A 12,985-nucleotide genomic window follows, 5' to 3' on the forward strand; every position below is an offset into this window, starting at 1 on the left:
TCTCCGGCGCGGCCTGTCGCGGCCACGGTTTAGTCTAACGCATGGCGCGCCGCCTGTTCTATCAGCGCCGCGACCTCTTGGGGATGGGATTCGTATACCGAATGGCTGGCGCCGGCGACTTCCACCGTATGACTATGCGCCCGCGCCGCATACATCCGCTCCAGGTCGGGACTGATGATTTTGTCGGCCTGCGCCACCATGTACCAGCTCGGCTTGGTTTTCCAGGCCGGGTCGGCAATATTGGCGGTAAATACGCTGGCCGAGGTCGGCATCTGCGCCTGCGCCTCGAACTCGGCCTGTTTGCGCGGCAGATCGGCGGCGAAATCCGCCGGATAATTTGCCGGGTTGATGTACAGGTAGCCGTCGGGCGTTTTGGCGAAAGGTCGCGCGGTGTTGGGCATTTTTTTACCGTTACTGGCCTCGGTTTCGCCATTATCCAGGGCGTGGGCCGCGATATACACCAGGCCGGCGACATGGGAATCGTTACCCGCCTCCGTAATGATGGCGCCGCCGTAGCTATGCCCCACCAGCACCGCCGGACCGTCCTGCATGGCCAGCGTACGTTTGGCGGCGGCCACATCTTCCGGGAACGATGTCAGCGGCTCCTGCACCAGTGTGACGTGATAGCCGTCCCTGGTCAAAATATCATACACCGGCCGCCAGCCGGCGCCGCCGACAAATGCGCCGTGCACCAGGACGATATTCCTGACCGGCGCGGCCTGGGCGGAAACCATGCCTGCCGTAAGCAAAAGCGCGCAGGCGGCGGATGACAACATAGTACGGGTTAACAAAATACGCATGATTTTAAGCTCCATATACCGTGGTGGCAGTGGTCTGTACCACTTGTTTCAGGTAAGGAGTTTACAGGCCCGGCGCTGACACCGGCCTGACGCAATCATGACAAAGTTATGACGACGGCGTGGTCCCTGCGCAAAGCGTCAAACCGGCATCGCTGCCGCCCCGAAATTATTCGCTGGGACAGGCGTCCCGCGAAATAGCATTTCCCGCCTTATAGCGTGCGAGATAATTGATTCTTTCAGCGAGCCAGTCAGGTTTTATCCCTGCGAAGATCGCAAAGAAACGGTTAAACGGCACAGGAACGAAACGGCAGGAAGCATGATTATTCTCCGGCCGGCCGGGAATAATCCCCTGGCCGAGATTGTTGGTTAAGCGTGGCCGCCGGGGACGGCCGCGCGGCAACGGCAGGCGGTGCTACTAATGCCGGGCGTCCTGATAGGCGATATAATCGCCGGATTAAAAAGGATGTCCTGATGACCAGAAAAACAACATTCAGCATGGAGTTCAGGCGGGAGGCCGCAAGCCTGGTGCTCGATAAAAACCATACCTACAAGGAAGCCTGTGACGCCACCGGGGTCAACGAAAACATATTGTACCGCTGGGTCGCGCAGCTGCGGGCTGAACGCAGCGGCATCATGCCGCCGGGCATGGCGGTCACAGCGGATCAACAGCGCATCCAGGAGCTTGAGGAACGCATCAGGTGCCTGGAGATGGAAAGGGATATCCTGAAAAAAGCCGCCGCGCTGCTGATTACGGACGATTTTAAGAGCCTGCCCCGGGAAAATGGGCCAACATCACTCCTGCCGCCCCTGCCAAAACAGCACAAATAATTCCGACTGCGTTTTCACGCCCAGCTTGGCATAGATATGCTTTTTATGGGCGCGCACGGTTTCGATGGAGATACACAGGCGACGGGCGATTTCCTTGGTGGAGCAGCCGCTTAACATGAGTTGCGTCACCTCGCTTTCGCGTTCGGTCAGCATTTCGGTGCCCGGCAGGCCGGTCAGGAAAGGAGAGGCCACGCTCTCGGCGCGGGCGGTTTCAAAACGCATGCGCTGGCGCATCAGCGGCAGCAGCCAGGCCACGGACAGCCGCAGGAAGCCCATGTCATGATCGCTGAAACGCCGCGCCCCGCCCAGCGATAAACACAAAATCCGCCGCTCATCCAACACCAGATTTAACTGCACTTCATCCTCGACGATATTGCGCTGGAAATAACGGCGGTAATACTCGGAGTCGCGAAAATGGATCGGCGCCACCTCGTCCAGGCGCTGCAGCCCGCTGCGCGGATTGGCCCATACGCCAAGGTAAAAGGGGTCCAGCAGGTATAGGCCTTTCTGATAATCCAAAAACAATTTGGCGTCGCTGCCGTCACTTTCATCACTTTCGGCGAAGATCACCGGCGGCGCGTCGCGGATAAACAGCAGCGCCACCCAATTATCGAATACCAGCCGTCCATGCAAATAGCGCGCGGCTTTCAGCCAAAAATCCGCCTGGTCCAGGCTATCGATCAGCAGCCCGATTTCATGGTGCCAGGCCAGGTCATCCATTGATAAGTAAAGCTTATCACCCATTTGAGTCATCCCCGTTCGTGTTATAGGCAAGCATATCCCTACATGCATAATCGGACTAATGATTAACGCCATAAATATGCACAAAGGATAACAGTGTATGCAGCTTGAATTAATACAGGCACGCAACCGCGAGGGTGATATCAAAGGCAATATGGCGCAGGCAGTAATGCATATCGAACGTTGCAGTCCGCAAACACAGCTGGTGATTTTTCCGGAAACCTTTCTGACCGGCTTTGCCGAAAACGGCCATGTGGACGATCGCGCCCTGCGGCTGGACGGGCCGGAGATCGCAACGCTTAAGGCACTCAGCGTCCGGCGCGATATCGCCATCGCCATCGGCCTGCTGGAACGGGATGAACAGGGCGTCTTCAACACCACGGTTTTTATCACCCCGGAAGACGGCGTGGCGTTTAAATACCGCAAAACCCATTTATGGCCGGATGAACGCGCGCTGGTGCTGGCCGGCGATCGCCTGGTATGCGGCCTGTGGCGCGGCAAGCGGATCGGGCTGCTTATCTGTTATGACATTGAATTCCCGGAAACCGCCCGCGCCCTGGCCGCCATGGGCTGCGATCTGCTGGTCGTGACCAATGGCAATATGGATCCCTACGGTCCGGTACACCGCCATGCGGCGCTGGCCCGGGCGTTCGAAAACCAGATTTTTTTCGCGATGACCAACCGCGCCGGCGCCGGCGCCGGTTTCACGTTTGCCGGCGAAAGCGCGGTGGTGGATCCCTATGGCAACCTGCTCGGCGCGCTGGGCAGGCAGGAGGCGACGCTCAGGGTCACGCTGGATTTTACCCTGCCGGAAAAAGCCCGCAGCCAATATCACTATCTCAAGGACCGCCGGCTCATGTTATCCGGCCATATGGAAACCTGCCCCGACGGGCAACGCTGGTGGCCGCTTTAACGGCTTAACGTTCATTTTTTAAACTTGATGTTTAGTAAAACTAAACACACACGGGAGTTTTCCATGTCGGCATTTAAAAAGACGCTTACCACCGGTCATCTGGTGCTGTTCGGCCTGGCCTATATGACGCCGATTATCGTTTTGGGCACCTTTGGCGTGCTGGCGCAGATTACCGACGGCCATGTGCCCGGCGCCTATGTGCTGGCCCTGGTGGCCATGCTGTTTACCGCGTTTAGCTACAGCCGGATGGCCAACGCCTTCCCGGTGGCGGGTTCCGCCTATATGTACGTGCGCAATGCCATCAGCGATAACCTGGGCTTTCTCGCCGGGTGGGCGATACTGCTTGATTACCTGTTCCTGCCGATGGTGATCTGGCTTATCGGCGCGGTCTACCTCTCCTCGGCGTTTCCCGCCGTTGGGCAATACGTATGGCTGCTGGCGTTTATCGCCGTGACCACATGTATCAATATTATCGGCCTGAAAGTCGCCAGCGCCGTCAACAGCCTGCTGATGATAGTGCAACTGCTGGTGCTGGCGGCCTTTGTGGCTCTCGCGGTGCATTATATCTGGGGCGACGCGTCCCGGCCGTTCTGGAGCCTGGCGCCCTTTACCGCCGGCGGCGCCCATCTGCTGCCGCTGCTGGTCGCCGGCGCCGCCGTGGCCTGTTATTCCTTCCTCGGGTTTGATGCCATTACCACCCTGACGGAAGAAACCATCGACGCCAAACGCAGTATTCCGCGCGCCATTATGCTGATTACGCTTATCGGCGGCATTATTTTTATCGCGGTGTCCTGGTGCGTACAGCTGGCGCACCCCGGCGCGGCATTCGCGAATACCGACGCGGCCGCATTTGAGATTGCGCGCAATATTGGCGGCGATATTTTCGTCACCCTGTTTATGATTGGCCTGGTCTTCGGCCAGTTCGCCTCCGGTATCGCCGCCCAGGCCAGCGCCAGCCGGCTTATCTATACCCTGGGCCGCGACGGCGTGCTGCCCCGGGTCCTGGGCAGGCTGGGACGCTGTAATACCCCGGTGAACGCCATCCTGCTTTGCGCCGCGGTCGCCCTGCTCGCCTTGTTTATGAGCGTCACCACTTCCACGTCATTTATTAATTTCGGCGCTTTCCTGGCCTTTACCCTGGTCAATGTGTCCGTTATCAGCCACTACTTCATCCGCCAGCGCCGGCGAGACCCCCTGTCCACCCTGCTCTATTTGGTTTGCCCGGCGTTCGGTGCCGTCGCGACCTTATGGCTGCTGGTCAGCCTGGATAAAACCGCCATGATATTAGGCCTGATCTGGCTGGCGTTAGGCGGGCTGCGCCTGTACGGGTTTCGTCGCACCCACCGGCAGCCGGCGCCGGTATTACATTTTAACGGCGATGCCGAGTAACCAAGGCGCCGGCATTCTTTCGCCCCTGCCTGGGGATGTCGCCCTGGACACCATGGCACGCCATGGACTGGGCCGCCGGCCACAGCGCCAGCGCCATATCCGCCATGGCGTCAAGCGCAGCGAATCCGGCGCCGTCGCGTGCCTGGATGGACATCCCCTGCTGGATGCTAAAGTACATCCGCGCCAGCGCCGCGGTATCGATGCCGGCCGCCAGCTCCCGCTCCGCCACCGCCTGATCCAGCCGGGCGGTGAGCTTATCGATACCGCGCTGGCGCGATCGTTTCACCTGCTCGCCCAGCCGCGCGTTTCCTTCACCCGCCACATTCGACAGCGTCACCATACAGCCTGGCGGCCACGCGTCCCGGGTCAGGATACGCGCCGAGCATTTCAGCCATTCCCCCACCGCTTCACGCGCGGTCGGCGCGGTATCCAGCGGCGACCATATCAGCGGCGCGATAGACTTTTCGTAGCAGGCCACGGCTTCTAGGAACAAGTCTTCCTTATTGCCGAATGCGGCATACAGGCTTGGCGAATGAATACCCATCGCCTGATAGAGCTCCGCCATTGACGTCGCGGTGTACCCCTTCTGCCAGAAGAGTCTCATTGCCGCGGCCAACGCCGCCTCGCGATCGAAACCCCTGGGTCGTCCTCGTGCTGCCATAACCTGCGCCTGCCCTCATTAATTATGTGTCGATCATTATAATAATACGCTTGATCTTCGGCGGCAATTCCGTTTAAGTTATTTTTGTATCGATTAACACATAAAGAGGAAGCGACCATGAATTCACTGCAAGGCAAACGCGCGCTCGTTACCGGCGCCAGCCGCGGCCTGGGCAAGGCCATGGCGATATCGCTGGCGCGGGCCGGCGCCGACGTGGCTATTACCTATGAAAAATCCGCCGACAAGGCCAGCGCGGTGGTAGCGGAGATTGAGCGGCTTGGCCGCAAGGGGCTGGCCATCCAGGCCGACAGCGCATCGTCCGGCGCGGTACGCGATGCGGTAAGCCAAACCGTGGCCGGGCTGGGCGGTCTCGATATCCTGGTCAATAATGCGGGCATCGCGCGCGGCGGCATGCTGGAGGATATGGCGCTTGAGGATATCGACGCGATGATTAACGTCAATATCCGCGGCCTGGTGGTCGCCACCCAGGCCGCGCTGCCGCACCTGGGGCAAGGCGGGCGCATTATCAATATCGGCAGTTGCCTGGCCGATCGGGTGCCGATGCCGGGCATTGCCGTTTATGCGATGACCAAGTCGGCCCTGTTGTCGCTGACCCGCGGCCTGGCCCGCGATCTGGGCCCGCGCGGCATTACCGTTAACCTGGTCCACCCCGGCCCCACCGACAGCGATATGAACCCCGCCGACGGCGAAGGCGCCGAGACCCAGCGCCAGTATATTGCGCTGGGCCATTACGGCAAGGCAGAAGACGTGGCGGCCGCGGTCACGTTCCTGGCGTCTCCGGCGGCGGGGCATATTACCGGCACCGGCATCAATGTGGACGGCGGTATTAACGCGTAGTCCTAGCCGTGGATGATGCCCTCCTGAGCCTCGCGCCAGGGCGGGACCGGCGAAAACCGTTCCCGCAGAAAACGCATGAACTGGCGCGTGCGCAGCGGCAACCCCTCACGCTGGTGGGTCAAGGCAATCACATTGGCGTCGGGGGTTTTCCAGGCCGGCATCAGGCGCACCAGTTCCCCTTTATGCAAGGCCTCCGCCACATCCCATTCCGAGCGCATGATAATGCCCAGCCCGCGCGTCGCCCACAGCCGGATAATATCGCCGTCGTTGCTCGCAAGCGTTGAGCGCACGCGCACGCTGCTGCTGGTGCGTCCGCGGGTAAAATGCCACAGCAGCACGTCTTCATTATTTTCACGCAGGGCGATGCAGGGCAGGCGGGCCAACTCTTCCGGCGAGCTGGGCTGGCCATGGTGGGCGATAAAATCGGGTGAGGCGCAGACAAAACGTCTGTTGGCGGCAATAGCATGGCCAATCAAACTGGATGACCGCAATTGGCCGATATGAATCACGATATCAAACCGTTCGGCGGCTTCAACCAGCGGGCGGTCCGACAGGGTAAGCGACATCTCGACGTCGGGATAGCGCTGCTGAAAATCCGCGGCCGCCGCCGCCAGGTAACGCCGGCCGAAGCCAAACGGGGCGTTGATTTTCAAGGTGCCGGCAAAACCGCTGCGCCGCTTATCCAGCTCATGCATCAGGGCATCGTACTGCTCCACTAGCTGTTTACCGCGCAGGCATAACAGTTCCCCTTCGCCGGTAAAACACAAGCCCCGTGCGGATCGGTCGATCAAGCGCACATTTAGCCGCTTCTCTATGGTCTGCAAACGCTGGGTCACCGCCGAAGGGGTCAGGCCCAGCTGATGGGCGGCGGCCACGAGGGTATCGTTATCGCGAATCGCCAGCAGCAGCTTCAGATCCCGCATATCGTGCATAGGACATTCCTGAATCTGGGATTAATAATGATAAATTATCATAGTCACCGCCCGTTACCATACTACTGTGACTAATATTGCCATCCTGCTAAATGCATGAATCAAGTATTAAGTAGTACTGAATCATAGATACAGAAAGATTCAATTTACTCCGCCAGCGGCGGTTTTTTATACTGTCACTATTCAGCCGGAGGACCTATGCCCGATATAAGCGCCACCATGGAAACCCCTTACCTGACGCTGGATGTTGCGCGTCTGGACAACAATATTCAGCGCATGCGCCGCCAGGTTGCGCCGTTTAACGTTACGCTGCGCCCTCATGTGAAGACCAATAAATCCCTTCAGGTCAGCGAGCGTCTTTTTGCCGGGGAAAAAGGCCCGATTACCGTGTCCACCCTGCGCGAGGCGGATTTCTTTTTCGCCGCCGGCTACCGGGATATTCTGTACGGCGTGGGAATTGCGCCGAATAAATTAGCCCATGCCGCCAGGCTTATCGGCGCCGGCTGCCGGTTGCTGCTGATCCTCGATAACCTCGCCAGCGCCCGCGCGCTGACGGCCTTTGCCGGCCGTCACCAGGTCGATTTCGCCGTCCTGCTGGAAATTGATTGCGACGGCCACCGTTCCGGCGTGCCGCCGGCGTCGCCCTTGCTTATCGATATCGCCCGCGTGCTGCAAAACAGCAGGGTGCGGCTGCGGGGCGTCATGACCCACGCCGGCGGCTCTTATCACTGCCGCTCCGCCGCCGCGCTGGCGCAGTGCGCCATGGATGAACGCGACGCGGTGGTCACCAGCGCCGATATGCTGCGCCGGGCCGGTTTTCCCATAGAGATCGTCAGTGTGGGTTCCACGCCCACCGCGCTGTTTGCCCGCGACCTTAGCGGCGTAACCGAAGTGCGCGCCGGGGTATTCGCGTTTTTTGATTTGGTGATGGCCGGACTGGGTGTCTGTCGTGCCGGGGATATTGCGCTGTCGGTGGCGACCACGGTCATCGGCCATCAGCCGGCCAAAGGCTGGACCCTTATCGATGCGGGCTGGATGGCCCTGTCGCGCGATCGCGGCACCGCGGCCCAACCCGTCGATCAGGGGTACGGCCTGGTGTGCGATAATCAGGGCAACCCCATCGCCGACCTGATCGTCGCCGACGCCAATCAGGAGCACGGCATTATCGCCTCCCGTTCCGGCGCGCGCGATCTGCCGGCGCTGCCGATCGGCACCCTGCTGCGGATATTGCCCAACCACGCCTGCGCCACCGCCGCGCAGTTCAGCGGTTATTACCTGGCCGATACCCAGCCGCCGGTATTCTGGCCGCGCATCAACGGCTGGTAGGCAATACGGGGCACGTCAAGGCGGACATCAGCGCCATCGCGCAACCAGACTAAGGCCAGGCAAGGAGAAACCCATGGACCAAACCGCTATCCAGGCAGGGGCACCCGTATTGCCGGTGGAGCTGGTGTTATTTGATTTGCTTACCGCCGTGCTGGACTCATGGACGGTATGGAACCGGGCCGCCGGGTCCGAAGACGCGGGGCGCGCCTGGCGCATGGCCTATCTGGGGCTGACCTACGGCTGCGGCGCCTACCGGCCTTATGAAACCCTGGTGGCGGAAGCCGCCGCCGGGGTCGGACTGGGTCAAGCCGCCGCCCGCCGCCTGGAGGAGGGCTGGCGCGATTTGCGTCCCTGGCCGGAAGCCGTGGGCGTGCTTAGGGCGTTAGCGCGGCATTACCGGCTGGGCGTGGTGACCAACTGCTCGCAGCGCCTGGGTCTGGCCGCGGCCCTCAGCGTTGGCGTGCCCTTTGATGTGGTGGTCACCTCGGAACAGGCCGGCTTCTATAAACCCGATCCGCGCCCCTATCAACTGGCCCTGGATATCGCCGGCGTCAGCGCCGACCGGGCGGTATTCGTAGCCGGTTCGGCCTACGATCTGTTCGGCACGGCCAAAGTGGGCCTGCCCACGTTCTGGCACAACCGGGTGGGACTGGCCGCCCCCGATGACGCCCCCCGGCCGGTGGCGGAGCTGGCGACGCTGGCGACATTGCCGCAGGAGATAAGGCGGCGGCGTTAAACGCGGCGCTGCCTCCTGGGTTAACGAATAACGCTAAAGCTCGCCGAATCCTGTTGCTCCACCCAATCTCCAGCGCCAGTCCCGGCACACGCGCAAATTCTCTGATATTATTGGTCACCAGCATGGCGCCGGGAAGCCTTCTGGCCGATTGTCCCGAAGCGCATTTCGGCGTAGGTGATGGCCGATACCACGATACGGTGATTACGCAGCACCCTCTGCTCCAGGTGTTTAAATCACTATATATAATTAACATTATAATTAAAATAATCTATCTATAACTTGCAAAAAATGAATAATGATTTTAAAAAATGGATGAACTTTACCGCCCACCCAACATCCAACCCTATATAAAAACACACCACAATAGTCTATTTTAAATAGCAGTATGCGAGCATTGCATTCCGGTTAGATTATTCTGGGTCATTTTTATTTTACTTAAAATAATTTTAAAGTGAATAATTGGCATAATTTTTTTAATTAACGCGTTTTTAATAAAAATAAATTTAACGAGGATATAAGATGAAAAAATTGCTTTGCATGCTATTACCAATCGTAACGCTTAGCCCACTCACGTATGCGCACACCACACATGAGTCAGTAAAGCTGAGGGAAAACGAGAGTGAGCGGATAAAAAGCTGTACCAGGCTGCTGCCTGACGGCCATGAGTACCTCATAGATATCAAAGTGGCGGTTGATAAAAAATCACCGGACAAACAGGATAAAATAACGAGGGAACTGAATATTAGCGACGAAACAAGCCAACCCGTCAGTCAGGACCGGCAAGAGCAAGTCAAACCTTTCCTCCAGTGTATGATCGATAATGTACTTTGATAGATAAAATGTGAAGACTTAGAGGGCCTGAATGCTAATCAGGCCCATTTCCGGCCATTGCGATTTCGGTAAGAGCGTTAACGGCACAGCCGGTAATATTGCCGCCATGCCTTCCTGGCCCAGGCGATAAGCGGGGCTGATTTTTTTGATCTGTCTCATTGTGATCGCAATTTCCCCACCATTTCCCCGGCAAAATCGGTAGAATTTTCGCCCCAAAGACGCCATCCGCTTAAGAGTTCCCCGTGCCGACAAGCCTGATCCGCCCCGAACGCCAGCTGTTCTCCTATCCGCTTTACTGGGCCGAATGTTTTGGCACCGCGCCCTTCCTGCCCATGTCCCGCGCGGAGATGGACCAATTGGGCTGGGACAGCTGCGATATTATCGTGGTCACCGGCGACGCCTATGTCGATCATCCAAGCTTCGGCATGGCGATAATCGGCCGCATGCTGGAGGCGCAGGGCTTTCGGGTGGGCATCATCGCCCAGCCGGATTGGCGCGGCAAAGCGGACTTTATGCGCCTGGGCAAGCCGAACCTGTTTTTTGGCGTTACGGCCGGCAATATGGACTCGATGATCAACCACTACACGGCGGATCGTAAAGCGCGCCATGACGATGCCTATACGCCTGGCAATCTCGCCGGCAAACGCCCGGACCGCGCCACGCTGGTCTATACCCAGCGCTGCAAGGAGGCGTTCAGCGATGTGCCGGTGGTGCTGGGCGGCATCGAGGCCAGCCTGCGCCGTATCGCCCATTACGACTACTGGTCGGATACCGTGCGCCGCTCGGTACTGGTGGATGCCAAGGCCGATATGCTCATTTACGGCAACGGCGAGCGTCCGCTGGTGGAAGTGGCCCACCGCCTGGCGGCGGGAGAGCCCATCGCTGATATCAACGATGTGCGTAATACCGCCGTACTGCGTAAAACGGCGCTGCCCGGCTGGACCGGCGTCGATTCCACGCGCCTTGATGCGCCGGGGCGTATCGAGCCCATGGTTAATCCTTACGGCGACGACCTGCCCTGCGCCACCCGGACGGTAAACGCCGGCGACGCCCGGCCGGTAAGCGTGCGCGCGCCCAAACCCAAGCCCTGGGAAAAAACCTACGTCCTGTTGCCCTCGTTTGAAAAGGTCAGGAACGACAAGGTGATGTACGCCCATGCCTCGCGCATCCTGCATCATGAAACCAATCCCGGCTGCGCCCGCGCCCTGATGCAAAAACACGGCGACCGCTATGTCTGGATCAACCCGCCGGCCATTCCGCTGCTGACGGAAGAAATGGACTCGGTATTTGCCCTGCCTTACCAGCGCGTGCCGCATCCGGCCTATGGCAATACCGCTATCCCGGCCTACGATATGATCCGCTTCTCGGTGAATATTATGCGCGGCTGCTTTGGCGGCTGCGCGTTCTGCTCGATTACCGAACATGAAGGCCGCATTATCCAAAGCCGCTCGGAAACCTCCATTACAAGGGAAATCGAGCAAATCCGCGACAACGTGCCGGGCTTTACCGGCGTGATCTCCGATCTGGGCGGCCCCACCGCCAATATGTATATGCTGCGCTGCCAGGCGCCGCGCGCCGAGCAGACCTGCCGGCGGGCATCCTGCGTCTATCCGGAAATCTGCCCGCATATGGATACCAACCACGAGCCGACCATCAAACTTTATCGCCGCGCCCGGGCGCTTGCGGGCGTCAAGAAGATCCTGATCGCCTCGGGCGTGCGTTACGACCTGGCGGTGGCGGACCCGCGTTATATTAAGGAACTGGCGGAGCATCACGTTGGCGGTTATTTAAAGATTGCGCCGGAGCATACCGAGGCAGGTCCGCTGGCCAAGATGATGAAACCGGGCATGGGCAGCTATCAGCGCTTTAAGCAGCTGTTCGATACCTATTCCCGGCAGGCCGGCAAGGAGCAATACCTGATCCCCTATTTTATCGCAGCGCATCCCGGCACCCGCGACGAGGATATGGTGAACCTGGCGCTGTGGCTGAAGAAAAACCGCTTCCGGCTGAACCAGGTGCAGAATTTTTACCCCTCGCCGCTGGCCAGCGCCACCACCATGTATTACAGCGGTAAAAATCCGCTGGCGAAGGTGGATTATCACAGCGAAGAGGTGGTGATCCCGCGCGGCGAGCGCCAGCGGCGCTTGCATAAAGCGCTGCTGCGTTATCACGACCCGGCCAACTGGCCGCTGATCCGCGAGGCGCTGACGGCAATGGATATGAAGCAGCTGATCGGCAACCGCAGGGAGTGCTTGATTCCGCCGGCCACCGTGGATGAGCTCAGGACGGGCAAAAAGCGGGATCGCAACGCTCAGCCGGCGTTAACGCGATTTACGGGGATGGGGGCACAGGCCGCGGGCAAGCCGGCACGCTCGGGTGGCAAGGCTCCCGGGCGAGGGAAAAAAGCAGGATAAGATCGTGCGCTATCCGTTTAATCGATAATTGCAGCCGCCATCGCAAAGTGGATAGGGTAAATTAAATGATTTAATCGAGAAATTTAATGCGATGACTTAAGAGCCTAATAACTCATTAGGCCCTTAAAAAATTATTTATTCCCAACCCAACTGGGATTCATCGGTACGTTAGGCATGGGCGCACTAATAGGCATATGATTCGCGGCCCTGCCTAACACATCGGTGGCAACCGCAATTCCGACGCCTACAGGAGTGGGAATAGCCCTCATAACCGTTGTTCCAATGCCTATTCCTAAAGGCAATAAACCATTGGTATTGTAATTAGTATTGCCCACGGGATTGGGTTGATTGCAGGCTGGGTTAGGGGTAATACCAAACTGTGGTCTGATCATAATTATCTCCTTTTGTAAAAAATGTTAATGAAATTCCATTTATTTATAATCTCACCAATATCAATAAGGTTTAATTCTTAAAAACATTAAGTGTGCAAAAGCAGCAATGAATAAACTTATGAAAAAAATAGTTATAAATACATCAAATGACATAATCAACTCAG

Annotated in this window: 13 protein-coding genes and 1 pseudogene; 8 read left to right on the forward strand and 6 right to left on the reverse strand. The window is 58.4% G+C overall.

What is annotated here, in order from left to right; all coding sequences use genetic code 11:
• Positions 1–29: 29 nt before the first annotated feature.
• Positions 30–800, reverse strand: coding sequence for an alpha/beta hydrolase (locus tag ACL2XG_RS13830; protein WP_410012459.1), 771 nt, complete (start codon positions 798–800; stop codon positions 30–32).
• A 471-nt stretch (positions 801–1,271) separates the two neighbouring features.
• Here ACL2XG_RS13830 and ACL2XG_RS13835 point away from each other — a divergent pair, with 471 nt between their 5' ends.
• Positions 1,272–1,628 (forward strand): transposase, encoded by a 357-nt coding sequence (locus tag ACL2XG_RS13835; protein ID WP_410012460.1) that lies wholly within the window; start codon positions 1,272–1,274, stop codon positions 1,626–1,628.
• Here ACL2XG_RS13835 and ACL2XG_RS13840 read toward each other — a convergent pair.
• Entirely contained in the window at positions 1,593–2,372 is a 780-nt protein-coding gene (locus tag ACL2XG_RS13840) for a response regulator transcription factor (protein WP_410012461.1), read from the reverse strand. The genes ACL2XG_RS13835 and ACL2XG_RS13840 overlap by 36 nt on opposite strands.
• A gap of 97 nt (positions 2,373–2,469) precedes the next feature.
• On the opposite strand from ACL2XG_RS13840, the gene ACL2XG_RS13845 reads away from it, so the two are divergent.
• Positions 2,470–3,282 (forward strand): carbon-nitrogen hydrolase family protein, encoded by an 813-nt coding sequence (locus tag ACL2XG_RS13845; RefSeq protein ID WP_410012462.1) that lies wholly within the window; start codon positions 2,470–2,472, stop codon positions 3,280–3,282.
• Positions 3,283–3,345: 63 nt separating this feature from the next.
• Complete coding sequence (locus ACL2XG_RS13850) at positions 3,346–4,671, forward strand: APC family permease (RefSeq protein WP_410012463.1); 1,326 nt, start codon at positions 3,346–3,348, stop codon at positions 4,669–4,671.
• On the opposite strand, the gene ACL2XG_RS13855 is transcribed toward ACL2XG_RS13850, so the two are convergent.
• Positions 4,652–5,332 carry a TetR/AcrR family transcriptional regulator gene (locus tag ACL2XG_RS13855; RefSeq protein WP_410012464.1) on the reverse strand — a complete coding sequence of 227 codons (681 nt, stop codon included), beginning with the start codon at positions 5,330–5,332 and terminating at the stop codon, positions 4,652–4,654. The genes ACL2XG_RS13850 and ACL2XG_RS13855 overlap by 20 nt on opposite strands.
• A gap of 117 nt (positions 5,333–5,449) precedes the next feature.
• On the opposite strand from ACL2XG_RS13855, the gene ACL2XG_RS13860 reads away from it, so the two are divergent.
• Positions 5,450–6,190, forward strand: coding sequence for a 3-oxoacyl-ACP reductase family protein (locus ACL2XG_RS13860; protein ID WP_410012465.1), 741 nt, complete (start codon positions 5,450–5,452; stop codon positions 6,188–6,190).
• Between the two features lie 2 nt (positions 6,191–6,192).
• Here the strand turns inward: ACL2XG_RS13860 and ACL2XG_RS13865 are convergent, their stop codons facing one another.
• Positions 6,193–7,122 carry a LysR family transcriptional regulator gene (locus ACL2XG_RS13865; protein ID WP_410012466.1) on the reverse strand — a complete coding sequence of 310 codons (930 nt, stop codon included), beginning with the start codon at positions 7,120–7,122 and terminating at the stop codon, positions 6,193–6,195.
• 198 nt (positions 7,123–7,320) lie between these two features.
• On the opposite strand from ACL2XG_RS13865, the gene ACL2XG_RS13870 reads away from it, so the two are divergent.
• Both ACL2XG_RS13870 and ACL2XG_RS13875 read left to right on the forward strand, forming a co-directional pair.
• Entirely contained in the window at positions 7,321–8,448 is a 1,128-nt protein-coding gene (locus ACL2XG_RS13870) for an alanine racemase (RefSeq protein ID WP_410012467.1), read from the forward strand.
• A gap of 73 nt (positions 8,449–8,521) precedes the next feature.
• Positions 8,522–9,184 carry an HAD-IA family hydrolase gene (locus ACL2XG_RS13875; RefSeq protein ID WP_413721947.1) on the forward strand — a complete coding sequence of 221 codons (663 nt, stop codon included), beginning with the start codon at positions 8,522–8,524 and terminating at the stop codon, positions 9,182–9,184.
• A 122-nt stretch (positions 9,185–9,306) separates the two neighbouring features.
• Here the strand turns inward: ACL2XG_RS13875 and ACL2XG_RS13880 are convergent.
• Positions 9,307–9,414: pseudogene (locus ACL2XG_RS13880) on the reverse strand (VapC toxin family PIN domain ribonuclease); the annotation flags it as partial.
• A 289-nt stretch (positions 9,415–9,703) separates the two neighbouring features.
• On the opposite strand from ACL2XG_RS13880, the gene ACL2XG_RS13885 reads away from it, so the two are divergent.
• Complete coding sequence (locus tag ACL2XG_RS13885; RefSeq protein ID WP_410012469.1) at positions 9,704–10,015, forward strand: hypothetical protein; 312 nt, start codon at positions 9,704–9,706, stop codon at positions 10,013–10,015.
• 242 nt (positions 10,016–10,257) lie between these two features.
• Positions 10,258–12,429: a YgiQ family radical SAM protein gene (locus tag ACL2XG_RS13890; RefSeq protein ID WP_413721946.1), complete on the forward strand. Its 2,172-nt coding sequence runs from the start codon at positions 10,258–10,260 to the stop codon at positions 12,427–12,429.
• Between the two features lie 131 nt (positions 12,430–12,560).
• Here ACL2XG_RS13890 and ACL2XG_RS13895 read toward each other — a convergent pair whose 3' ends face one another.
• Positions 12,561–12,821 (reverse strand): hypothetical protein, encoded by a 261-nt coding sequence (locus tag ACL2XG_RS13895; RefSeq protein ID WP_413721945.1) that lies wholly within the window; start codon positions 12,819–12,821, stop codon positions 12,561–12,563.
• Positions 12,822–12,985 lie beyond the last annotated feature (164 nt).

It is taken from the genome of Sodalis sp. RH24, from assembly GCF_047324145.1.
Classification (GTDB): Bacteria; Pseudomonadota; Gammaproteobacteria; order Enterobacterales; family Enterobacteriaceae; genus Acerihabitans.

Coding starts and splice junctions, on each gene's coding strand:
- ACL2XG_RS13830 (WP_410012459.1), bottom strand. CDS start 800: ATGCGTATTTTGTTAACCCGTACTATGTTGTCATCCGCCGCCTGCGCG.
- ACL2XG_RS13835 (WP_410012460.1), top strand. CDS start 1,272: ATGACCAGAAAAACAACATTCAGCATGGAGTTCAGGCGGGAGGCCGCA.
- ACL2XG_RS13840 (WP_410012461.1), bottom strand. CDS start 2,372: ATGGGTGATAAGCTTTACTTATCAATGGATGACCTGGCCTGGCACCAT.
- ACL2XG_RS13845 (WP_410012462.1), top strand. CDS start 2,470: ATGCAGCTTGAATTAATACAGGCACGCAACCGCGAGGGTGATATCAAA.
- ACL2XG_RS13850 (WP_410012463.1), top strand. CDS start 3,346: ATGTCGGCATTTAAAAAGACGCTTACCACCGGTCATCTGGTGCTGTTC.
- ACL2XG_RS13855 (WP_410012464.1), bottom strand. CDS start 5,332: ATGGCAGCACGAGGACGACCCAGGGGTTTCGATCGCGAGGCGGCGTTG.
- ACL2XG_RS13860 (WP_410012465.1), top strand. CDS start 5,450: ATGAATTCACTGCAAGGCAAACGCGCGCTCGTTACCGGCGCCAGCCGC.
- ACL2XG_RS13865 (WP_410012466.1), bottom strand. CDS start 7,122: ATGCACGATATGCGGGATCTGAAGCTGCTGCTGGCGATTCGCGATAAC.
- ACL2XG_RS13870 (WP_410012467.1), top strand. CDS start 7,321: ATGCCCGATATAAGCGCCACCATGGAAACCCCTTACCTGACGCTGGAT.
- ACL2XG_RS13875 (WP_413721947.1), top strand. CDS start 8,522: ATGGACCAAACCGCTATCCAGGCAGGGGCACCCGTATTGCCGGTGGAG.
- ACL2XG_RS13885 (WP_410012469.1), top strand. CDS start 9,704: ATGAAAAAATTGCTTTGCATGCTATTACCAATCGTAACGCTTAGCCCA.
- ACL2XG_RS13895 (WP_413721945.1), bottom strand. CDS start 12,821: ATGATCAGACCACAGTTTGGTATTACCCCTAACCCAGCCTGCAATCAA.